This is a genomic window from Flavobacterium segetis (assembly GCF_900129575.1).
GTDB classification, from domain to species: Bacteria; Bacteroidota; Bacteroidia; order Flavobacteriales; family Flavobacteriaceae; genus Flavobacterium; species Flavobacterium segetis.
In genome coordinates, this window is sequence record NZ_FQWE01000004.1 from 44,014 (window position 1) to 67,705 (window position 23,692).

Here is a 23,692-nt window from a genome sequence, read left to right on the forward strand (position 1 = left end):
ATGATTTATATCGAAGTAATAATTTGTTATGCTCTTGAATAAGATCGCCTGAAATAATAAATAAATAAAACATTTACTAATTTAACTTCTTATCTTTCACCTATTATAATTCACTATATAATTAGGATCGTTGCTAAATAAAAGTGTGAACTAAAAATGTTTTGGGAACAAATATAATAGCACAACCATTTACTTTAACAGAAAATTTATGGAACCAGAAAATAAAAGTCAAGAGAAACACCAGCAAGAATTAGAGGAAACTTCAAAAGAGATTGATGGAGTTAGTGAATACCGTGACATCTTAAGCAGAGTGATTCACGAGGGCGAAGAAATATTTAAAATAAAAAGCCAAGCATTGACTTTAAGTGCTGTTATCGCAGGTTTAGAAATTGGATTTAGTTATTTATTACTTTGTACCTTATATTTTTCATTACAGGGAACTTACGAGGAAACCACTATTTTTAAAATGTTCAGTTTTGTATATCCTGTAGGATTCATGTTTGTTATTTTAGGCAAATCTGCTTTATTTACGGAGCAAACATCTGTATTGACTCTGCCCGTTTTGAACGGCCAACGCTCTATTTGGGAATTATTTAGAATTTGGGGATTAGTGATCTTAGGAAATGTTGTCGGCGGAATTTTATTTACTCTATTTATTGCATTTTTAGGGCCAAATCTAAAATTGTTCACGCATGAAACGATGGTCAGTATTGGTACACATGTAATTCACCATGAAAGTTGGGTTTTATTTTTGAGTGCAATAGTTGCTGGTTGGCTTATGGGTTTGCTGAATTGGTTATTGAACAGCACCATAAACTCAATGACGCGTATAATTCTAATTTTTATAATTACAGGCGTAATTGGTTTTGGTGGATTTCATCATAGCATTGTTGGAAATTTAGAAGTGTTTGGTGCTTATTTATATTCCGATGCCATTACTTTAGTAGACTATTTGTGGTTTTTACTTTTAGCTTTACTTGGAAACGCAATTGGCGGCGCAATAGTCGTTGGACTTTTTAAATATCGAATATTTGAATCTAATTATTCCGAGTAATTATTGATAAATATTTTTTACAACACTATATTTTGTTGTTTATGAAATTTTTTACATTATCAAAATAGATACAACAATTTAGTATTTGAATGTAGTTAATTATTAATCTGAACAAGACGTATATTTTTTTAAATTATCATAATTCATGCGAATGACTTTTTTTAAAGCTAATTATAATGGTTAAAATCCCGAGCGATAATTACGGTTTAATCCGGAATTTTATTTCGGTGATTTCGATCTAAAGCTACTATTTTTTACATTAATTATTTTTTATTTTCGTTTCACTCTTTTTCATAATTTTGCATCGCTTTCGAAATAATAGTAAGCCTAATATTCAAATGAAAAATACTATCGTTGTTTCCTTAATCGTCCTGAGTTTTGTTGCTTGTAAAGATGCAAACGCAGGTGAAAAAGATAAAATTAAATTAGCTCATGATTTATTGGGAAAGTGGGAAAACAAATCCGTCGACGGAACATTAACTGAAAATTGGACAAAAGTTAACGACAGCACCTTTGAGGCGACTTCTTACTTTATCAAAAACAAAGACACTTTGCATTTTGAGTTTATATCGCTGCAGCAAAAGACAGATGAACTAACGTATCACTCTACTATTAAAGGACAAAGTGGTGATAAGCCCGTTGTATTTAATTTAATAGTTTCAGACGAAAAACAACTGGTTTTTGCAAACTTGAAACAGGATTATCCTCAAAAAATCATTTACAAACAATTGTCAAAAAACAATGTAGTTGTCGAAATTTCAGGTGTTCAACAAGGTAAACCAAGTGCCGAAAAATATACAATGATAAAATTAAAATAGATTATCTGTACTATTTGTCTAAAATAATATCAAAATTTAGTTTTCAAAAGGACACAAATGATAAAAATTATAACCATTTTTTAAAAAATATTTCTGAGTTTAAGTAAACAAAATATTTTCTTATGCTTGTGAAAATAATTGCTTCTAGATCGTCAAATTTAGAAAAATTCTTAAAGAATTCATTTTTATTTCTAAGATTTAGTCCTGAAATTAAGTCGCGATAATTAGCCCTGATTGAAGTGGCATCCTCGAAGCGCAGCGAAGAGATACAGCGTAAAGCAGGACGAATCGTCACCAAATAAATCACTTTTCTGCTCTTAAAGAAACCTACAAAATAAATTACGTTTATAACTCGCATTCATTTACTTGCGATTTCAATTTCTAAAATGGTACTTTACAACTTTAAATAAACGATAAAATGAAGGTTTGTATTGCTGAAAAACCAAGTGTGGCTCGTGAAATTGCTTCTGTTTTAGGAGCAAATACTAAGCATGACGGCTACTTTGAAGGCAATGGTTATATTGTGACCTATACTTTTGGTCATTTATGTACTTTGAAAGAGCCTAATGATTACAAAGCGCACTGGAAAAGTTGGGATTTAAATAATTTACCTATGCTTCCGGAAAAGTTTGAGACAAAAGTAGTTGCCAATTCTGGTATACAAAAGCAATTTAAAATCATAAAAAGTCTGTTTGATAAAGCTGACTTGGTTATTAATTGCGGAGATGCTGGACAAGAAGGTGAACTAATCCAGCGGTGGGTGATGAATGAAGCAAATTATAAAGGTGAGGTAAAGCGTTTATGGATTTCATCCTTAACCACCGAAGCAATTAGAGAAGGTTTTGAAAACTTAAAACCGTCCTCTAACTACGATAATTTATATTACGCAGGATTTTCCAGAGCGATAGGAGACTGGTTGCTTGGAATGAATGCAACGCGGTTGTACACTGTAAAACACGGCGGATACAAGCAAGTGTTATCAATAGGTCGCGTACAAACGCCAACTTTAGCAATGGTTGTAAATCGCTTCAAGGAAATTGAGACTTTCACATCTCAACCTTATTGGGAGCTACAAACGATGTATCGCGATACTCTTTTTAATTACGAGGAAGGACGTTTTTTAAAGAAAGAAGATGGTGAGATTTTAGCAAATAAAGTAAAGGACTGTGAATTTGAAATTGTTTCAGTGGAAAAAAAGAACGGCAATGAGTTTGCACCAAAATTATTTGACTTAACAGGCTTGCAAGTTTATTGTAATACTAAATTTGGCTTTTCGGCAGATGAAACTTTGAAAATTGCACAAACACTATACGAGCAAAAAGTGATTAGTTATCCAAGAGTTGACACGACATTCTTACCCAATGATGTGTACCCAAAAGTAGCTGGGATTTTGCAAAAATTAACGAATTACGCTGCACTGATTCAACCGTTATTGGATAAAAAGATAAAAAAATCTCCTAAAGTTTTTAATGATAAAAAAGTTACGGATCACCACGCAATTATCCCAACAGGGGTTCAAAATAAGTTGCAACACAATCAGCAACTAGTTTATGAAAGTATTACAAAGCGATTTATTGCTGTGTTTTATGATGATTGTTTAGTAGCAAACACCACAGTTATAGGGAAAGTGGATAATGTTGTTTTTAGGGCCACTGGAAAAGAAATTTTAAAAAAAGGATTTCGCGTTGTATTTGATACTTTAAGTTCGCAAAGTGTGAACGCCAAAGAAAAGGAAATAGATTTACTACCCAGTTTTATAGTGGGCGAAAAAGGCCCTCACCAACCTTCTTTTTTAGAGAAAGAAACAAAACCGCCTAATCAGTTTACAGAAGCCACTTTGTTACGAGCAATGGAAACGGCTGGCAAGCAAGTTGATGATGACGATCTACGGGAACTAATGAAAGAAAATGGTATTGGCAGACCTTCAACTAGAGCAAATATCATAGAAACTTTGTTTAGGAGGCAATATATTGTTCGGAATAAAAAGCAAGTTTTACCAACTTCTACCGGAATTAAATTGATTGACATCATTCAAAATGATTTAGTTAAATCAGCTGAACTAACAGGATCATGGGAAAAGCAACTGAAAGATATTGAAAAAGGAACTTTTAGTGCTGCTGCTTTTATCAATAATATGAAACAAATGGTGGAAGGATTAGTATCTGAAGTACGAAGTGAAACTACACATGCTAATATTTCACACACTGAAAAGACGCCGAAAATTATAATCGCCGTTGAAAATAAGAAAGCAAAAGGAATTTTAGCAGAAGTATGTCCTAAATGTAAAAAGGCCAAGCTTATCAGAGGAAATTCGGCTTTTGGTTGTGCTAATTACAAGGTAGGTTGTGACTTTGTGTTACCGTACACCTTTAATTCAAAAAAAATATCAGAAAATCAATTTTTACGTTTATTACAAAAAGGCTCGACAGTAAATTTAAAGGATTTCAAAACAGATGCAGGACTTGTTGATGGTTTGCTTCGTTTTGATGAGAATTTTAAAACTATACTAGAACCAAAAAAAACAAATACTCCTACTCTATCAAAAACTAGTAAAAATAACATATTAACAATACCATGTCCTAAATGTAATAAAGGAACGGTCTTAAAAGGAAAAGCAGCATACGGTTGTAGCAACTATAAATATGGCTGTAATTTTCAAGTACTTTTTACAGTGGTTCGCGAAAAATTACAAAACATGAAGCCCACAAAGGAACGTGTTTTTAGAATTTTGTCTGAAAATTATTGACTTAAAGCTCACTCACATCTTTGATTTATACTACTTTTCGCTTAAAAGAACTTAACAACTTAAAATTCTAAGGGCTCTAATTTTTGAACAAATGTTAAACTTTAATGTTACATAATTGATTATCAATTATTTAATTTTTTGTCGTAAATATTATTGATATTAAGTCTAAATAAACTTTGTGAAATCAAAATGAGATTTTATCTTTGCATCATTATTTTTAATTATTCCAAATAAATTTATGAACATGCATTTTAGAATACTCATTATCTTATTTTTTACATCAGTTTTTGGTCAAGCGCAGGAATATGGCATTATCAAGGGAAAAATTCTTTCAGCAGATGGATATCCACTTGCAGGAATAGCCATTAAATTAGGTAAAGATGTAACTACTACGGAAACCAACACGAGCGGCGATTTTAACTTTACTAATTTCCCGGTGGGAACTCATACAATTACCTTAGAAGGAAACGGTATGAAAAAGCAGTCAAAACAAATTTTGGTTTTAGGCGGTCAAACTAATTATATAGAATTCAAATTAATTGAGGATATTACAACTCTAAAAGAGTTAGTAATTAAAATTAAGCAAAGTCCCAATAAGAAAAAATTATCTATTTTATCTGGCTTAAATATCAAGGCTATTGATTTACCTCAAAGTATACAAGTAATAGGCGCTGACGTGATTGAACAGCAGCAAGCTGTTCGAATGAGCGATGTAATTAGAAATGTAAACGGTGTTTATGTAGGATCAGCTCGAGGTGGTGCACAGGAATCTTTTTGGTCGAGAGGATATGACATGTCAGCTAATAATATGTTTAAAAATGGATTCCGTTTTAGCAATGGATCCGTTCCAGAAGTTTCTTCACTAGAGCGAATTGAAGTGCTTAAAGGAAGCGCTGCTCTACTTTTTGGGAATGTAGCGCCAGGGGGAATATTAAATATGGTTACAAAAAAGCCCAGTTTTACAAGTGGTGGAGAAATAACAATGCAGTTAGGCAGCAATGCGTTTTACAAACCATCAATTGATATTTATGGCCCTTTAGATAAAAATATTGCCTATAGATTTACCGGCTCTTATGAAAATTCAGAGAGTTTTAGAGATGTCGTCAAAAAGGAACGTTATTATATCAATCCTTCATTGCTTTTTAAAGTCGCTGAAAAAACAGAGATTGTGTTACAAGGGGATTATCTACACGATGATTGGACACCAGATTTTGGAACTGGAATCATCGGAAAAACAATTGCCGATTTGCCACGAAGTACTTATTTAGGCGCTACATGGTCAAATGGTCAAACCAGACAAGCAAGCGTTTCTGGATTAGTAAAGCAGGAAATTAATGACTATTGGAAGCTTAATTTTAATAGTTCATTTCAAAATTATGAAAGAGATTCAAAAGGAACAGAACGCGTGCAACCCAGTGCGAATGGCGATTGGAGCAGACCGCTAGGACAAAATAGAAATTTAGAACAAATTTTAGGCGAACAAATTAGTTTACAAGGAAACTTTTTAACTGGAAAAGTGAAACATCAATTGTATACTGGAGTTGATTTTGAAAACTCTTTTGCGCAAGCATATACCTTTACTTTCTCGCCAAAAACTTATGGTAGTGGAAATATTTTTGACTTTGATAATTTTAATCAAGGAGGTGCAATTCCAGACGGCACTAACACAAAAATAGTTAAAACAAATACGAATCGTTTTGGAATATATGCACAAGATTTAATATCACTTACAGATAAATTCAAAGTATTAGCTGGAGTTCGCTGGTCTTGGCAAGAAGCACAAGCCGAAACCACTGATTTAACCAAAAATCCAACAATAATCGACAAAGCTGCGAAACGTATGGATCAAGCTTTTACGCCACGTGTAGGATTGGTCTATCAGCCTAGTAAAGATATCTCTTTGTTTGCTAGTTATTCTAACTCCTTTACTCCAAATTCCGGAACTACAGTTGATTTAAAAGTGATCAAACCATCTTTGATCGATCAATATGAAGTAGGGATTAAGCATGATTTTTTGCGCGGTTTATTGAGTACGAACATCACCTTCTATCAAATTGAAAATAGTAATCTTGCACAAACTGCTGAATTTAAAGCCGATGGTTCGCCTAATACTGATTCAAGCATTAAATTACTAAGTGGATCTACAAAAAGTAAAGGTGTTGAATTAGATATTACAGCTAGACCTATAGACGGCTTAAGTATAATTGCAGGATATAGTTACAATGATATGCGCTATACAAATACATCAGGATTAGAGGGAAGTTTCATAGAAGGCAATCGTTTAGCTCGAACACCAGCAAATACAGCAAATTTAAGTTTCTTCTATACAATGCCAACAGGTTTATTGAAAGGATTATCTATAGGCTCATCTACTAATTATATAGGCAACCGTGTAGGAGGCTGGAATAATCAATATAGAGCTGGAGATCCAAATGGTATTTGGGATCGTGAAATTCCATTAAATGATTATACAACTATTGATTTTTCTGCAGGTTATGAATGGGGGAAATTCTCGATATTATGTAAACTTTCTAATATTACTAATGAGTTGAATTATACGGTACATGAAAATTATAGTGTTAATCCAATTGCTCCTCGCCAAGTTCTAACATCGCTACGATATAAATTCTAAAAGAGCACTAAAAAACTTTTTTTTGTATTCTCAGAAAATGAAAAATTAGAAAAAAGTTTTTATAAGTGGTTGTATTTTGTATTATTTTCGCCAATTCAAAAACATTAAAAACGAATGAAAAAGAAAACATTTCGCAATCTTCATAGAGATTTAGGTTATTTTTATGTAGGACTTATTATTTCGTTCGCTGCATCTGGATTACTAATGAACCATAGAGATTCTTGGCATCCTGAAAAGTACACTACAAATACTAAAGTAATTAATGTTACGCTTCCGGCAGAAGATAAAATCACTGAAAAATTTGCAGAAGAGTTAGGTAAAACTTTAGGTATTGAAGATAAACTTCGTAAGCACAATGTAAAAAAAGGAGCTTTGAAAATTTCGTTTGAAAATCACGATGTTGAAATAGATGTTGCAACTGGAAAAGGTGAAGTGGTTACTTTTATAAAAACACCAATCATCAGCCAAACGATGAAATTACACAAAAGCACTTCTAACTTTTGGATTTATTATTCTGATATTTTTGCGCTTAGTTTAATAGCGATTGCACTTACTGGAACGATAATGGTAAAGGGCGGTAAGTTTAGTTTTAAAGAACGCGGCTGGAAACTCGCTCTTGCAGGAATTATATTTCCACTAATTTTCTTGTTTTTGTTGGGGTAATAAGTACAGCGATGTACTCACTGATCCGTCTCGTTTAAAAATAGCGAGACGGATTTTTGTGTTTCTGATTTATCACCCAGACATTCCATTAGAATTTTCATGCATTGATGAACGATAAATTAAGTTATATCTATTCTAATCTTACATCTTAGTAAATTTCACGCCTTCCAATTTACAGTAAAAACAATTGTTTAAAAAAACAAATAACTTATGAATTCATTACAATATTTCTCCTTGATAGCACCATTACTGGTAACTTTATCACGTTCATTAATGAAAAAAACTACTAAAAATTTAAATGTAAACAGTAAATTCAATTAGGTGTACAAGACATGTATAAAATTATTTTCGGATAATTTAAATTCTGAACAATTCATTAAATTAATACCTGCACTTGAAAAAGTTTTAAAATACAATACTGCCTACAGACAAATTTATTTAAATAAATTTTAGTCAAAATGCTTAGAATTGTTTCTCAGCATGTAAAAGTAAAGATGGTGCGTCAATATTTATAAATAAAGGAAGACCATGAAATACAAAACAATATGCGAAGAAAACAACACTATTGCGTTCTTTATTTTCTCAGAACAGGCGTTCTTTGAAAAGCAACTTGAGGTAAAACCGAATTTTATATTAGATACTGGGGGTTTTTCTACTTAAGTCTTTACACTTCATAAAAATGATAAGGCCTTTTTTTTCTTAAATTCAACGGAGATTTTATAAAATTCTACGGCGAAGATTATTTTAGTAATATTCCAAGCTTCTTGAAGAGTGATGAATTTTAATGCGAATTGTAAAGACTTTTTACATCTCCTTAAGTAGTTAAAGCTAAGATTTTAAAAACATCTTTTTAAAGCCATCAGGAGTATTATTTTCGTATTTTTTAAAGAATCGACCAAAATATGAATTATCAGTAAATCCTAATTCATAAGCAATCTCTGATGCTGTTTTTTTCTCGTGGATTAACAATCGTTTCGCTTCTAGAATGATTCTATTCCGAATTAAATCACCTGCTGCACTATTCGTTACTTCATTGCAAACGGCATTAAGGTAGTTAGGACGCACGTGCAATATTGAGGCGTAATCTTTTACAAAATGCTTCTCTCTATAATATTTATCAATCAGTTCCTCAAAATGATAAATTAATTGAAGAGACTGAGTGAATTCAGTGTTTTTATTATTTGTTTTGAACAAACGATCCAATTCTAACAATAATAAATTAAGTAAAGAATATAAATGTTTATCAAAATTATTTTCCTTTCCGTTAAACTCTTTTAACATCCAAATTGCAATCGATTTTAAATTTTCAAATTGCTCCCGTGAAACTGTAGCGTAAGGAATTTTGTGTCTATATGTTAAAAATGAAAACTCACTTAGTTGATAATTTTGATGGCGCAATGCAAAGAAATCGTTTTCGAATATAATTATATAACCTTCAATTTTATCATAATCTAACCATTGATGAATTTGTCCGTAATGCAAGCATGTAATAGAAAATGGTTCTATTACACATTCCTCAAAATCAACTAGTTGTTTTCCTGAATTACGTTCGTTCAACAAAATCATATTGTAATTATGTCTGTGCGGAACATCCAATTCTTTCATGTAGGGGAGAAAATCAATCGTTTTATAAATAGAAAATTTCAACTTATTTCGGGCAATAGCGGTAGAGTTGATATTTTTTATTTCACACATAATTTTATCCTAAAGAAGTAATTGTATAATATATAGCCCATGCTACAAAAGCGATAATTCCCGCAATGACTCCTGACGGCACACTTTTAGGTGTTTCAGAACCGTCAATTAAAAATTGCTTTTGATTTCCTTTACCATAAGCGTTTATCATTAAAGGCAAAATACCATCCACTTCATCATTTGGATCTAGGCCATCAATGGTAATTGAAGGCCCGTTTCTTACCATGAATGGAATGATTTTTATCCCTTCCTTTCCAATAGGATCTTTGCTTACTATTTTTAAATGGTGTAATCCATCGATCAGTTTTCTGGTGTCCAAATCAAAATTTACCGGCGTTATAAATTCGCCTATCGGCAAAACGTCCTCATCTACAAATATAATCACTTTTGTTTTACTGTCCATATTAGTCGAATTTTAGGATGGTTCGTTTAATGTGATTACTATTTGTTTCTTTTGGTTGAACAATGTATTTCACTGAGTAAAAAAGTGTTATCAAAACGATGATACTCATTGCAATCACGATAGCATAATCCACGTTTCCGTCTGGACCTGCCCCGTGTGCGATACCTTGTAAAATTTTAGGCTGTTGTTTATCACAAACTGGACAAGCAAATAAACCTACTGAAAAAAGGCTAAAAAGCGTAATAAAGATTGATTTTTTCATACTATTTATTGTACTGGTGCGGTTGCTTTTGCAAGCTCCATTAATTTTTTTACTTGATCCACTGTCACTTTTTTGGCATCATTACCCCAACTCGTTTTCTCATGGTTCATGATAGCTGCTACTTCTTCGGCGGTAAGACCAGCATTTGTCCCAACAGCGGGCATAACACCGTATTGTTCTTGAGCGTTATATCCATTCATAATAATGGCAACCATAATTTCAGAGTCATCATTGAGCACAACTTTACTTCCCTTTAAAGGTGGAAATGCCCCAGCAAGTCCTTCACCATTTTGCTGGTGACAAGCCATACAATTTGCAGCATATAAATCACTTCCATTTAGCTCAGGCTCAGCACCACCTGCAACAGCCATTGCCTCTTTTTTCTCTTTCTTGTATAAAAATTTTGGATCTGGCATACCATCTGGTAATTTAACTTGTTTCAAGCTTTGTAGATAGGCTACTAAATTTAAGCCATCTTGTGTAGCCACTACAATTCCTTTTTGGCCTTTCATGAATGCTTCTGGAACCGCAACTTTAACATCCCCTTTTGCTGCTTTGTCTTTGACCTCAAATAGCCATGGATAAGGTGCCATAATAGATTGTGGCGTAACGATTCTTGGATTGTACAGGTGAACTAAATGCCAATCTTGACTTGGCTGACGTTCACCAATATTCGTCAAATCGGGACCTGTACGCTCGGTTCCCATCAAAGTTCCTGCGTTTTGCCAAATACTTTTTCGAGTACTTAACGCATAATCCGCTGCAATTCCCGGACGTTTTCCCCATGTTTTATCCATATCTACATTTCGGACTTGCTGCGTGTGACAGCCTACGCACCCATTACTAATATAGATTTGTCTTCCTGCTTCCTGAGCCTCTGTTAAAGGAATAGCTCCGTACAACGGAACGCTGTTTTTTTGATTATACAAACTTGGAATTACAGCAACAAAAAGTGTCAGAGTCCCAAATAATAGTGACGCCGCCGTAAATAATTTTTTATGATCGTGAAATATACTCATCGTAATTAAATTTTAGGTTCAGCCAAATTTGTTTCCAAATTTTGATTGATAATTTCAAATGCTTTTTCCTTAACATCAACATCCACAGTTGGTTGTAGCATTTTATACATATTATAAACTAACACAATATGCGAAAGCCACATTAAAGTTCCTCCAATTGCTCTCCACAACCAATACGGACCCATCATGACAACACTATCTATAAATGGAGCACCTTCAGCCCACATTAATCCTTTTAGAGTACCACCAATCATCAATGGAATAGTATAAAATTGCAAACCTATTAATGCCAACCAGAAATGCGCTCCTACCCCTAATTGTGGTGGTTCTTTTCCTGTGAGTCGAGGGACTATAGCGTAAATTCCTCCAAAAAGTAAGAAAGTAATAATTCCGTACATGGTGATGTGCGAGTGAGCAATCGTAAAATCAGTAAAGTGCCAAATTAAATTAGTAGAACGAAAGGCCTCGGCTGTTCCTTGAAAAGATCCTGTAAAATAATAAATGATCCCTACAAAAAAGAAAGGTAGCGAATAACTATTACTCACTTTACTCCAAGAACCTCGCAATGTCATTATGTAATTAGTAGTTCCTGCAACTACTGGAATTAGCATTCCCACACTTCCTACAATGGCAACCGTTTGCAACCACCAAGGTAAAGCACTAAATACAAAGTGGTGAGTACCTATAACTGTGTAGAACAATATTTGCGACCAGAACGCTAAAACTCCTAAACTATAGGAATAAATAGGTTTATTCAATTGTTGCGGTAATAAATAATAAAGAACACCTAACATAGAAAACATAAACCACATTCCTACTGCTTGATGCATGTAATAACCTTGCACAATAGTTTCGCCAATTCCATCTTGTCCCATTGGGATGTAAGCGATAAAAGCAACAATTAAAATAAATATATAAGAAGCAACAATGAACCAATTGGAGATATAAATTTCAGTAGTGGTGCGTTTAGCAATTGTTTTTATAAAATTAATTACAGTAAGAAGTAATCCAACAGCCCAAATTGCCATAATAGGCCAAATGATTTCACGATATTCTCCACCCCCATTATTAATTCCTGCCATAATTGTTATAGCTCCTACAAACATGGCAAAATTTACACAAATAAGTGCGATCCAACCATTTTTTATACTATTCAAAGGGGCATTGCTTACCATAGGAACAATGTAATAACCCAAGCCCATAATTCCGATAGTTGCCCAAGCCCAAAAAACTAAATTAGTATGAACGGCACGCAGGCGGCCAATGCTCAACCAACTATAGGTATCAGCATCAGGGACTATAAATTTAATTCCCACATATTCGCCAACAGAACTACCCACAAAAAGCCAAAAGACAGCTGTTCCTAAAAACCACAAAACCAACTTCGTCAGTGCAGGATCGATTTTTGGACGTTTTATTGGCGGTCTTTTTGTAGCGAAGAATCGGTAATTAGTTTCAGAAGTTACATTTTTCAGTAAACCTTTAGAATCGTGTGATTTTTTACCAGCAGAAATTTCATTGGGAACTACTTCAAAAGTTGACTTTTGTTTGATTTCCTCTAATTCCGTGTCACTCGGCAAATTTTCGTCATCAGAGATAAATTCGGCAAATGCTTCTGCTTCTTTGAGTTTTTGAAAATTATTATAATTCCTAAAACTGGTAGTCACTTTTGAAACTAAATAAATTAAAGCGAAAAAAAGTGGAATAAAAATTAGCACTAAAGTAATTACGATTCCGGGTTCAGAGAAAATGTCTTCCCTTTTTGCTGGACCAGTCTGTGCAAAAATAATTTGCGGAGAGAGATAAAGTAATCCTATAATAACAACAGAAAGCCTTTTATTACTATTGCTTCTTTTACTTTTAATAACATCAATTTCAGCAGCATTTAGATTAGTGATATATTCTTTAAACTTGCTTTTTTGATGTTCCGTCTGGTCGTTGGCTGTCTTATTAGTATTAGAAATGAGCTTTAACAATAACACAACAATAGATGCGACTGTGATCAAAACGACTGTGATGAGCAAATCTATAAATTGTATAGATTTGTTAGGAAAAAAACTAATATCAGTATCATTTTGAGAGAAACCAATAAAAGGCTGGAAAAATAGACAAAGAGTTATAATAACCAGCTGTAGCTTAGATTTAAATAAACGATTTATTGTTTTGAATATCATATTATATTATTTTATACAAGGTGTAAAAATAAAAATAGAAGCTTATCGATTTATGGTAATAAAAGTTGTAATGATGGTACTATTTACTGTAAGTGATATTTAACTATTGTTCAAGACTTAAAAATCCCAACCCTGAAAATTTTCAGAATTGGGCTTTTTATTTTTTGTAGAAAATCTTTAATCTCTATTGTAATCCAGCTAAACTTTGTTCAATAGTCGCAATTTTCGCTAATGAATCTGATTCTTTTTGTTTTTCATTTGCTAGAACTTTCTCTGGTGCACCAGCTACAAATTTTTCATTCGCTAATTTGTTTTGAACTGATTTTAAAAAGCCCTTAATATAAAGTAACTCTGTATTAAGTTTAGCGATTTCAGCCTCAACGTCAATACTGCCACTGATTGGAATAAAATACTCATTCGATTTTACTCTAAAAGATAAAGCACCATCCACTTTCTCAGAAACATATTCTAGTGCAGTAATATTTCCTAATTTGATTACAACCGAATCAAAATAGGTAGAAGTTTGATCATTATTCATCACCTTCAATTCAATTTCATCTTTGAAAGGTATGTTCTTGTCTTTACGAATGGTTCTGACACCTGAAATTACGTCGATCGTATGATCAAAATCTACGATTAATCTAGCATTAAAAGATTTTATTTCTGGCCAAGTAGAAACAATTAAAGCTTCATCAATAGTTCTTTCTGCGATTATTTGCCAAATTTCCTCAGTCAAAAATGGCATAAACGGATGGAGTAATTTTAAATTATTTTCCAGCATTTCTATTGCTTTCGCAAAAGTTACGCTGTCAATTGGTTGCTGGTAACTTGGTTTAATCATCTCTAAAAACCAAGAACAAAAATCGTCCCAAACCAGTTTATAGATCGCCATTAGAGCATCAGAAATTCTATATTTTTCAAAATTATCTTCTATTTCTAATAGTGTCTGTTGCAACTTAGCTTCGTACCATTCTATCGCTACTTTTGACGATTCCGGTTGCGGAATAGAATCTAAAACTTCCCATCCTTGAATCAATTTAAACGCATTCCAAATTTTATTTGTAAAAGCTTTTCCTTGATTACATAATTCTTCATCAAACATAATATCGTTTCCGGCAGAAGCGCTTAAAAGCAAACCTACACGAACACCATCGGCACCAAATTTTTCGATTAACTCTAATGGATCTGGAGAGTTACCTAATGATTTAGACATTTTACGACGTTGTTTGTCGCGAACTAAACCAGTTAAATAAACATTTGTGAATGGTTTTTTACCCGTGTACTCGTAACCTGCAATAATCATTCGCGCTACCCAAAAAAACAAAATATCTGGACCAGTCACTAAATCATTCGTTGGATAATAGTATTTAAAATCTGCACTTTCTGGATCCATAATCCCCCCAAAAACAGACATTGGCCATAACCAAGAAGAAAACCACGTATCAAGAGCATCTACGTCTTGAGTTAAGTCCGCAGTACTTAGTTCATAGTTCTTTGTCTTTTCTCTGGCTAAAGTCAGAGCATCATTTATGTTTTCAGCAACTACAAAGTCCTCCTTCGCGTCACCATAAAAATAAGCAGGAATTTGTTGTCCCCACCACAATTGACGCGAAATATTCCAATCCCGGATATTGTTTAACCAATGTGCATAGGTATTATTAAAACGTGCTGGATGTAATTTTATATCTCCATCAACTAAAACAGATTGAATAGCTGGTTTGACTAAATCCTCCATTTTCAAGAACCATTGATCTGATAATCGGGGTTCTATAACCGCCTTTGTTCTCTCAGAAGTACCCACTTTATTTAAATGAATCTCCGTTTTTGCTAAAGCGCCACTCGTTTCTAATTCTGTAGCAATTTCTTCACGAACGACAAAACGGTCTTTACCTTGATAATGCAATCCAAAACTATTTAAAGTAGCATCCTCATTAAGAATATCAACGATCTCTAAATTATGCTTTTCGCCTAGAGCTTTATCATTCATATCATGAGCGGGAGTTACTTTCAGGCAACCAGTTCCAAACTCAACATCAACATAATTATCTTCGATAATAGGAATTATTCTCCCACAAATAGGTACAATAACTTTTTTACCTTTCAAATGAGCAAATCGCTTATCATTAGGATTAATACAAATAGCGGTATCTCCAAAAATTGTTTCGGGACGTGTTGTAGCAATCGTTAGAAAGTCTTCACTTCCATCAATTTTATATTTTATAAAATACAATTTACCTTGTTGTTCCTCGTAAATAACTTCCTCATCAGACAAAGTTGTTTTTGCTTCGGGATCCCAATTTACCATACGGTAACCTCTATAAATCAAACCTTTGTTGTATAAATCCACGAACGATTTAATTACAGATGCTGACATATCAGGATCCATAGTAAACTTTGTACGTTCCCAATCGCAAGAAGCGCCCAGTTTTTTAAGTTGTTCGAGAATTACGCCACCATATTTATCAGTCCATTCCCAAGCATGTGCCAAAAATTCATCCCGCGTTAAATCATTTTTATTAATTCCTTCGGCTTTTAACTTAGCCACTACTTTTGCTTCTGTCGCGATCGAAGCATGGTCTGTTCCTGGGACCCAGCAAGCATTAAATCCTTTTAGACGAGCTCTCCTAATTAAAACATCTTGAATAGTATTGTTTAACATGTGACCCATATGTAAAACTCCAGTCACATTTGGTGGTGGAATTACAATGGTATAAGGAGTTCGATGATCTGGCTTTGAATGAAAATAATTGTTTTTCATCCAGTAATCATACCACTTATCTTCTATAGTTTTAGCGTCAAATTGTGCGGGAATAATCATATAATGCAACTGTTAAAACCAAAACATTATGTTTGGTGTGATATTTGTAATTGGAATTGGCAACAAAAGTAAATAATTAAGTACAGTATAAAAAGAGAAATAAATATTTGTGCATTAATTAAAACAAAGTATATTTACTAAATGATCCCAAATAAACAAACATGAAAAAAAATATAATTTTACTCGCAATAATACTAATTAGCACTATTAGTTTTGCTCAAAATGGTCCTAAAATCATATTTTCTGCCAAGGATAATACAATAGATTATGGCACGGTTAATAAAACAGAAAATGGAGCACGTGATTTTATTTTTACAAATACAGGTAATGCTCCCCTAATAATTACAAATGTACTATCTACTTGTGGTTGTACAGTTCCTACTAAACCAGAGGAGCCTATTATGCCAGGTAAGACTGGTAAAATTACTGTAAAGTACAACATGGCTCCCGGACCTATTAGAAAAACGATTACAGTTGAATCGAATGCCGTGAATTATGACAACGGTAGAGTTGCCCTGAAAATAAAAGGTGAGGTAGTTTCAAACTAATATTATTAATTCTAAAGTGCTTTTAAAAAAATAATTATAAGCACTTTTTTTTATAAAATATTAGTAAGTTCAAATCTAAACTTTAGGATTACATTATTGCGTTCCACTTCAAGACTAATCCATTTATCGTTTTCAGATCTAAATATAGAGTTAATAGTTTGCAATGAATACTTGATTGTGGACACATTGTTTATTTTAATAATAATATCGCCTTTCTCTAATCCTGCTAACGCTGCTGGAGAACTCTTTCTAACATTCGAGATTTCAAAAACGGGTTTTAGCTTAAATTTATATTTAAAGTCTGACCTCGAATGGTACACTTCAATTCCATTTGACTGAGAGTTTACTGGTACAGTTTCTAATGGAACGGTCTCTTGAACCCATTGTAAGCCATTATGCTGAATATCTACACCACTTTTGTTGTAATTAAAGACAAAGGAGTAATTTCTATTCTTTTTTAGGTACAACTGCTGATTTTGATAATCAAAAACCACATCAAATCTCTTCATAATTTCGCCCCCAACTGATCCCATCCTATCAGCGACCATAGTAACGTGTTTTGTTGAAATGGAATCGGGAAAAGCAGCTATCAGATTTTTAAATTCGAAATTTGCAATTTGAAACTTTTTTATACGCGCTCGTTTACCTTCAATATCGCCACTAAATCCCTTTCCTAAAAAATCACTAAAATTTTTAATTGGAACTTTTATTAGATCAGAGCGATCTTCAAATAACCAAACAGCATCGCTATTGCCGATATCTACGAGTAATTTTACATCAATATCGTGATCATTCAATGTTACTTTACTATTTACATACGGTTTTGATTTTTCGATAGAAATAGGAATTACACTAAACTTTTTCTCAATCCTTTTGCGATTTTTTGGAATATCCTTGTAAACTGAAATACATTTTTTAGCGTAATTAATTTCAACTAAATTATCTCTAAAAAACTGGTAACCAATGATTCCATTAACAGGAATACCTATATGCGAAGACAAATTGAATTCAGGGTCAAGAACAACATACAGCATATGATTTGTAATCTTCAACCCGTCAAATTCTAAAATATTGCTAGTAGATTTTAATCCTTCAACAGCAGTTTGATTACCTAAGCCTTTTAGCAATATTTTTTCGGCATTAAAAAAACGCACTTCTTTTTTATCTTCTAAACTAAATAAAATTGTTTCAGAAACTCCGGTGTCTAGCAGGAAATTCAGTTCAATTCCATTGACTTTGATAGGAACAAAAATTAAATTGTTTATCAACTTAAACGGAATTTTGATCTTAGTACTTTCCTTGTCAAACCTAAAACCTTGTTGTGCAAATACTAAAGTTGCAGTAATAGAAAAAAGAAATAAAAACACTACTCTAATCATTGTTTTTGTTTTTGATAAAAATAATAAAATAATATTATGTTAACTGCAGATTTAACAATTTATACACTTTTAAGTTGCCTAAAATTCAAAAAAAAAATCGCAAATTTGCAATTCAATAATTAATACTATGCCAACAATATCAAGCAAAGGCAGATCAATGCCTGAATCCCCAATTAGAAAATTAGTTCCTTTCTCAGAAATTGCAAAGAAAAAAGGAAATAAAGTATTCCATTTGAATATCGGTCAACCGGATATAAAAACTCCCGAAGTTGCCATGAATGCAGTTAAAAACATCGATTTAACGATTCTTGAATACAGTCATTCAGCTGGAAATGAAAGCTACAGAAAAAAATTAGCTCAATATTACAGCAATCAAGATATTCCGGTAAACATCGAAGATATTATTGTTACAACGGGAGGATCAGAAGCGCTGATGTTTGCTATGGGAAGTATAATGGATCCAGGAGATGAAATTATAATTCCAGAACCATTTTACGCTAATTACAATGGATTTTCAATAGCTTCAGGAGCAGTAGTAATTCCAGTAATTTCATCTATCGAAACGGGATTTGCCTTACCAGCAATTGCTAATTTCGAAAAATTGATTACCGCTAAAACCAAGGCAATACTTATATGTAATCCGGGAAATCCGACTGGATATTTATATTCAAAAGAGGAAATAATGCAACTGGCTGATTTAGTTAAAAAACATGATTTGTTTTTAATTTCTGATGAAGTATATCGTGAATTTACTTATGATGGTGATATTCACCACTCAGTAATGAATATTTTAGGACTTGAGCAACATGCCATCATGATTGATTCTGTTTCAAAAAGATACAGTATGTGCGGTGCTAGAATAGGCTGTATCGTATCTAAAAACAAAGAATTAATGGCTACTGCTATGAAATTTGCACAAGCAAGATTAAGCCCACCAACAATTGAACAAATTGCAAGTGAAGCTGCGTTAGACACTCCACAAAGTTATTTTGATGAAGTTATATCAGAATACAGAGAACGCAGAGATACACTTGTAGAGGAGCTAAATAAAATTGAAGGTGTTATTGTAAGTAAACCTAAAGGTGCTTTTTATTGTATCGCGCAACTTCCTATTGATAATGCTGATGTTTTTGCACAATGGCTTTTAGAAAGTTATGATTTAAATGGTGAAACGGTTATGGTCGCACCAGCAGCCGGATTCTACTCTACTCCTGGAATGGGATCGAATCAAGTACGAATAGCTTATGTTTTGAAAAAAGAAGATTTAATTAGTGCAGTACGAATATTAAAAGCGGCCATTCCAGTTTATAACGCAATACCGAGAAAAGGCTAACAAGAGTTAGAATTTCAAAATTTTTCTAAGTATCGAGTAATTATAAAAAAGCAACAACCTACCAGTTATTGCTTTTTTCTGTTTCAGTGCGTAAATGAAAGGCCAACTCAATATAACTTGACTTATTTTTTAGTCTACACCAAAAATATCTAATAAAAGAAAGTTAATTTTAAGGAGTAGCGGAGCCTTTTTTTATTTTTATAGAAATTCCACAAATTCAATTAATTAACCCTATTATTTCTCCTGTGATCATCGTGCTCCTAGATTAAACTTAGGTAGACCTCACAACATTTGATTCAAAATTAACAAGCATCCATTTAAATAATACAAGCTAAAGAAATTCTTTAATTTTTATTATTTATCTTTACCCCTTAAATAAAATACAATCAATTTAACAGTTGCATTTAATGATAAATAAAGAAGAATTTCAAGACGAAATAGGAGATAATCACGTTAGCTTATCCGCAAAAAATCCACTTAGAGATGATGCATTCGATATTTCTGACGAAGAAAAAATAGAAAAAATCAAAAAAGATTTTGAAAGTATTTTGCAAACGCTTGGAATGGACTTAACTGATGATAGTCTAAAAGGCACGCCAAATCGCGTTGCAAAAATGTTTGTGAAAGAAATATTTGCAGGTTTGAATCCAAAAAACAAACCAAAAGCATCAACTTTTGAAAATAACTATAAGTACGGTGAAATGTTAGTAGAGAAAAATATAATAGTTTATTCTACTTGTGAGCATCATCTACTTCCTATTATTGGTAGAGCACATGTGGCTTATATCTCTAACGGAAGAGTCATAGGTTTATCAAAAATGAACAGAATTGTACAATATTATTCTAAAAGACCTCAGGTTCAAGAGCGCTTAACAATGCAAATTGTTCAAGAATTACAAATTGCTCTTGGAACGGATGATGTAGCTTGCGTAATTGACGCCAAGCATCTATGTGTAAATTCTCGTGGAATCAGTGATATCGAAAGCAGCACGGTTACATCAGAATTCGGTGGAAAATTTAAAGATCCACAGGCTCGTCTAGAATTTTTAGATTACATTAAAATGGATACAAAGTTTTAAATATTTCTAATCTTTGGATAGTAAAAAAGATAAATTAAAGAGAAAAATTACTTACGCAACATCAAAAATGCTCTACTTCAACTTGACGCAGAATCATTTTAATTCGCTCGTTCGAATTAAAAAATCACATTAATTAGTAGTGCATGAGCACAAATAACTGACGAGTTAAATAGTCTCCTAAAATAAAATTGAAATGCCCTTATACGAAACACAGACTTTAAAAATTTACAATTCTTTATCTGGGGAAAAGGAAATATTTATACCTATTCACAAAGGAAATGTTGGGATGTATGTTTGTGGACCTACGGTTTACAGTAATGTACATCTTGGCAACGTTCGTACCTTCATGTCATTTGATGTGATTTTTAGATATTTTTTGCATTTAGATTACAAAGTGAGATATGTACGTAACATAACCGATGTAGGGCATATTGTGGATGATGTAGACGAAGGTGAAGATAAAATTGCGAGAAAAGCACGTTTAGAGCAGCTTGAGCCTATGGAAGTAGTGCAACGTTATACTGTAGATTTTCATGAAATCTTAAAAGCTTTTAATTTTTTACCTCCAAGTATTGAGCCAACTGCCACAGGCCATATTATTGAACAGATCGAAATTATTAAGACTATTATTGATAATGGGATTGGTTATGAAGCTAATGGATCCGTTTATTTCGATGTAGTTAAATTCAATAAGACAAACCATTATGGAGTATTGAGCGGCAGAAATATTGAAGATATGCTTGCAAACACCCGCAATCTTGATGGTCAAACTGATAAAAGGAATCCACAAGATTTTGCGCTTTGGAAAAAGGCAGAAGCACAACATATTATGCGATGGCCTTCTCCATGGAGTGATGGCTTTCCGGGATGGCATCTAGAATGTACGGCAATGAGTACAAAATATTTAGGAAACCACTTTGATATTCATGGTGGCGGAATGGACTTAAAATTTCCCCATCATGAATGCGAAATTGCTCAAAATGAAGCTTGTACTGGTCAAACTCCTGTAAATTATTGGCTTCACGCCAATATGTTGACTTTGAACAGTAAAAAAATGGCTAAATCTACCGGAAATAATATTCTTCCTCGAGAAATTTTGACAGGAGAAAACACAATCTTAAGTAAGGCGTTCTCTGCATCAGTTGCACGATTTTTTATGTTGCAAGCCCATTATAGAAGTATTCTTGATTTTTCTGATGATGCAATTGTTGCTGCTGAGAAAGGTTATAAACGACTGATGGAAGCAGTGAGTGTCTTAAATGATATAGAGTCCTCCGAAAAAAGCTCCATTGCTATTGGTAAATGGAAACAATTGTGCTACGATGCTATGAATGATGATTTTAATACGCCTATTTTAATCGCACAATTGTTTGAAGGAGTGAAGTTTATTAATTTATTAATTGATGGCAAAGAAACTTTAAATGCCATTGATTTAGAACTTTTCAAAAAAGCAATGAACGCTTTTATCTACGATGTGCTAGGACTTGAAAATGAGAAAGTTTCAGGTAGTAACGATGACAAACTAGAAGGAACTGTGAATATGCTTATTGATATGAGAAAACAAGCAAGAGAAAATAAAAATTTTGCATTGTCTGACCAAATAAGAGATCAACTAGTTTCATTGGGAATCCAATTGAAAGATGGCAAAGAAGGAACAACTTTTAGCTTATAATCCCTTGTTTAAAAGTCTATAAAATCGTAAATGAGTAAAATATGATTTCGAAAATTCTCATATTTCCTTTTGTTTTATTAGTTCGGTTTTATCAAGCTGCTATTTCGCCATTTACCCCTGCTGCCTGCCGGTATGAACCTACTTGCTCAACATATATGATAGAGGCTCTAAAAAGATATGGATTATTTTATGGAGGCTACTTAGGATTAAAACGAATTGTAAGCTGTAATCCATGGGGAGGCAGCGGCTACGATCCCGTACCAGAAAATCATTGCAATCATAAACATTAATACTTATTTGCATCTAGGAGTAATTTAAAATCCTATTTTTACTTTTAAAATTAAATTAACATTAAATGACACACGCATTAAACATAGTTTGGAATCCTTCTGAAGGAATTGATTTGGGTTTTTTCATTATAAGATATTACAGCTTAATGTTTGTTGTAGCTTTTGGATTGGGTTGGTATATTATGAAAAATATATTTGATCGTGAAGGCGAATCAATTGAAAAGCTAGATTCCTTATTTATTTGGTCCGTTTTAGCGACCTTGTTAGGCGCTCGATTAGGCCACGTATTCTTTTATGATTGGGAATATTATCGGAATCATCTAATAGAGATATTATTACCAATAAGAGAAAATCCAAATGAATCTTTATTTAACATCGTTGCTGGATGGGAATTCACAGGTTTTCAAGGATTAGCCAGTCATGGAGCAGCGATTTCAATAATTATCGCAATGTATTTTTACAGTAAAAACATTCTACGAAGACCGCAGCTATGGATCCTAGATCGCATAGTAATTCCTGTTGCCAGTGGTGCTATTTTTGTTCGTTTAGGTAATTTTTTCAACTCAGAAATTATAGGTTACAAAACGACGTCGCCTCTTGGTATAAAATTTATTAGAGATCAGTTTACTCCTATGGATGCCGTAAATGCGACGCAGATTCCAAACCCAACTGCTGCTTATGCAGCAATAGCTCATGATCCAAAATTTGCTATATTATTAGAGCAAGTTCCAGCAAGACATCCAACACAACTATATGAAGCTTTTTGCTATGTATTTGTCTTCGCTGTTTTATTTTTATTGTATTGGAAAACAGAAAAAAGAAAATATACAGGATATATTTTTGGTATGTTTCTAGTTCTTTTATTTACCGTTCGCTTTATTGTTGAGTCTGTTAAAGAAAGTCAAGGTGGTTTTGAAAGTGCATTGGGCTTATTTTCGACAGGACAATGGCTAAGTATTCCTTTTGTGATGATAGGTCTTTATTTCATATTTACAGCTAAAAAAGAGATAGCGCGTTTATAATTTAACTCCTAAAATTAAAAAAAGCGTTAACTACATGTCATGTGGTTAACGCTTTTATATTATATAGATATTACTGCTAGTGTAT

At 33.0% G+C, this 23,692-nt stretch carries 19 protein-coding genes; 12 read left to right on the top strand and 7 right to left on the bottom strand.

From position 1 onward, the window contains the following. Positions 1-208 precede the first annotated feature (208 nt). The 6 genes from BUA99_RS06570 to BUA99_RS15470 all read left to right on the top strand — a co-directional run bounded on the left by BUA99_RS06570 (position 209) and on the right by BUA99_RS15470 (position 8,573). Positions 209-1,054 (top strand): formate/nitrite transporter family protein, encoded by an 846-nt coding sequence (locus BUA99_RS06570; RefSeq protein WP_072989873.1) that lies wholly within the window; start codon positions 209-211, stop codon positions 1,052-1,054. A gap of 338 nt (positions 1,055-1,392) precedes the next feature. Continuing rightward, positions 1,393-1,872, top strand: coding sequence for a DUF6265 family protein (locus tag BUA99_RS06575; protein WP_072989876.1), 480 nt, complete (start codon positions 1,393-1,395; stop codon positions 1,870-1,872). Between the two features lie 418 nt (positions 1,873-2,290). Continuing rightward, positions 2,291-4,618 carry a type IA DNA topoisomerase gene (locus BUA99_RS06585; protein WP_072989880.1) on the top strand — a complete coding sequence of 776 codons (2,328 nt, stop codon included), beginning with the start codon at positions 2,291-2,293 and terminating at the stop codon, positions 4,616-4,618. Positions 4,619-4,862: 244 nt separating this feature from the next. Beyond that, positions 4,863-7,250: a TonB-dependent siderophore receptor gene (locus BUA99_RS06590; protein WP_143151726.1), complete on the top strand. Its 2,388-nt coding sequence runs from the start codon at positions 4,863-4,865 to the stop codon at positions 7,248-7,250. Positions 7,251-7,364: 114 nt separating this feature from the next. Continuing rightward, a complete protein-coding gene (locus tag BUA99_RS06595) occupies positions 7,365-7,913 on the top strand; it encodes a PepSY-associated TM helix domain-containing protein (RefSeq protein WP_072989885.1) in 549 nt (182 codons plus the stop codon). A 528-nt stretch (positions 7,914-8,441) separates the two neighbouring features. Continuing rightward, positions 8,442-8,573: a hypothetical protein gene (locus BUA99_RS15470; RefSeq protein WP_262487697.1), complete on the top strand. Its 132-nt coding sequence runs from the start codon at positions 8,442-8,444 to the stop codon at positions 8,571-8,573. A 168-nt stretch (positions 8,574-8,741) separates the two neighbouring features. Here BUA99_RS15470 and BUA99_RS06600 read toward each other — a convergent pair whose 3' ends face one another. The 6 genes from BUA99_RS06600 to BUA99_RS06625 all read right to left on the bottom strand — a co-directional run bounded on the left by BUA99_RS06600 (position 8,742) and on the right by BUA99_RS06625 (position 16,284). Continuing rightward, complete coding sequence (locus tag BUA99_RS06600) at positions 8,742-9,608, bottom strand: helix-turn-helix domain-containing protein (RefSeq protein WP_084673492.1); 867 nt, start codon at positions 9,606-9,608, stop codon at positions 8,742-8,744. A gap of 4 nt (positions 9,609-9,612) precedes the next feature. Then, a complete protein-coding gene (locus BUA99_RS06605) occupies positions 9,613-10,011 on the bottom strand; it encodes a cytochrome C (protein ID WP_072989890.1) in 399 nt (132 codons plus the stop codon). Between the two features lies 1 nt (position 10,012). Then, the gene (locus tag BUA99_RS06610; protein WP_072989892.1) at positions 10,013-10,273 is read right to left on the bottom strand and encodes a hypothetical protein; all 261 of its coding nucleotides are present in this window, start codon (positions 10,271-10,273) and stop codon (positions 10,013-10,015) included. A gap of 5 nt (positions 10,274-10,278) precedes the next feature. Beyond that, entirely contained in the window at positions 10,279-11,292 is a 1,014-nt protein-coding gene (locus tag BUA99_RS06615) for a cytochrome c (RefSeq protein ID WP_072989893.1), read from the bottom strand. Between the two features lie 5 nt (positions 11,293-11,297). Next, positions 11,298-13,466: a cbb3-type cytochrome c oxidase subunit I gene (locus BUA99_RS06620; RefSeq protein WP_072989895.1), complete on the bottom strand. Its 2,169-nt coding sequence runs from the start codon at positions 13,464-13,466 to the stop codon at positions 11,298-11,300. Positions 13,467-13,650: 184 nt separating this feature from the next. Then, on the bottom strand, positions 13,651-16,284 hold the full coding sequence (locus BUA99_RS06625) for a valine--tRNA ligase (RefSeq protein ID WP_072989897.1): 2,634 nt from the start codon (positions 16,282-16,284) through the stop codon (positions 13,651-13,653). Positions 16,285-16,445: 161 nt separating this feature from the next. On the opposite strand from BUA99_RS06625, the gene BUA99_RS06630 reads away from it, so the two are divergent. Then, positions 16,446-16,832, top strand: a complete 387-nt coding sequence (locus BUA99_RS06630) for a DUF1573 domain-containing protein (RefSeq protein ID WP_072989899.1) — start codon at positions 16,446-16,448, stop codon at positions 16,830-16,832. A 50-nt stretch (positions 16,833-16,882) separates the two neighbouring features. Here the strand turns inward: BUA99_RS06630 and BUA99_RS06635 are convergent, their stop codons facing one another. Further along, a complete protein-coding gene (locus BUA99_RS06635) occupies positions 16,883-18,211 on the bottom strand; it encodes a retropepsin-like aspartic protease (protein ID WP_072989912.1) in 1,329 nt (442 codons plus the stop codon). 127 nt (positions 18,212-18,338) lie between these two features. Here BUA99_RS06635 and BUA99_RS06640 point away from each other — a divergent pair, with 127 nt between their 5' ends. From BUA99_RS06640 to lgt, 5 genes are all read left to right on the top strand, one after another. Beyond that, complete coding sequence (locus tag BUA99_RS06640) at positions 18,339-19,544, top strand: pyridoxal phosphate-dependent aminotransferase (protein WP_072989916.1); 1,206 nt, start codon at positions 18,339-18,341, stop codon at positions 19,542-19,544. A gap of 407 nt (positions 19,545-19,951) precedes the next feature. After that, entirely contained in the window at positions 19,952-20,623 is a 672-nt protein-coding gene (gene folE / locus BUA99_RS06645) for a GTP cyclohydrolase I FolE (protein WP_072989919.1), read from the top strand. A 193-nt stretch (positions 20,624-20,816) separates the two neighbouring features. Beyond that, positions 20,817-22,295 carry a cysteine--tRNA ligase gene (gene cysS / locus BUA99_RS06650; protein ID WP_072989922.1) on the top strand — a complete coding sequence of 493 codons (1,479 nt, stop codon included), beginning with the start codon at positions 20,817-20,819 and terminating at the stop codon, positions 22,293-22,295. 41 nt (positions 22,296-22,336) lie between these two features. Continuing rightward, complete coding sequence (yidD, locus tag BUA99_RS06655; protein ID WP_072989925.1) at positions 22,337-22,585, top strand: membrane protein insertion efficiency factor YidD; 249 nt, start codon at positions 22,337-22,339, stop codon at positions 22,583-22,585. A 65-nt stretch (positions 22,586-22,650) separates the two neighbouring features. Continuing rightward, positions 22,651-23,607 carry a prolipoprotein diacylglyceryl transferase gene (gene lgt, locus BUA99_RS06660; protein ID WP_072989928.1) on the top strand — a complete coding sequence of 319 codons (957 nt, stop codon included), beginning with the start codon at positions 22,651-22,653 and terminating at the stop codon, positions 23,605-23,607. Positions 23,608-23,692 lie beyond the last annotated feature (85 nt).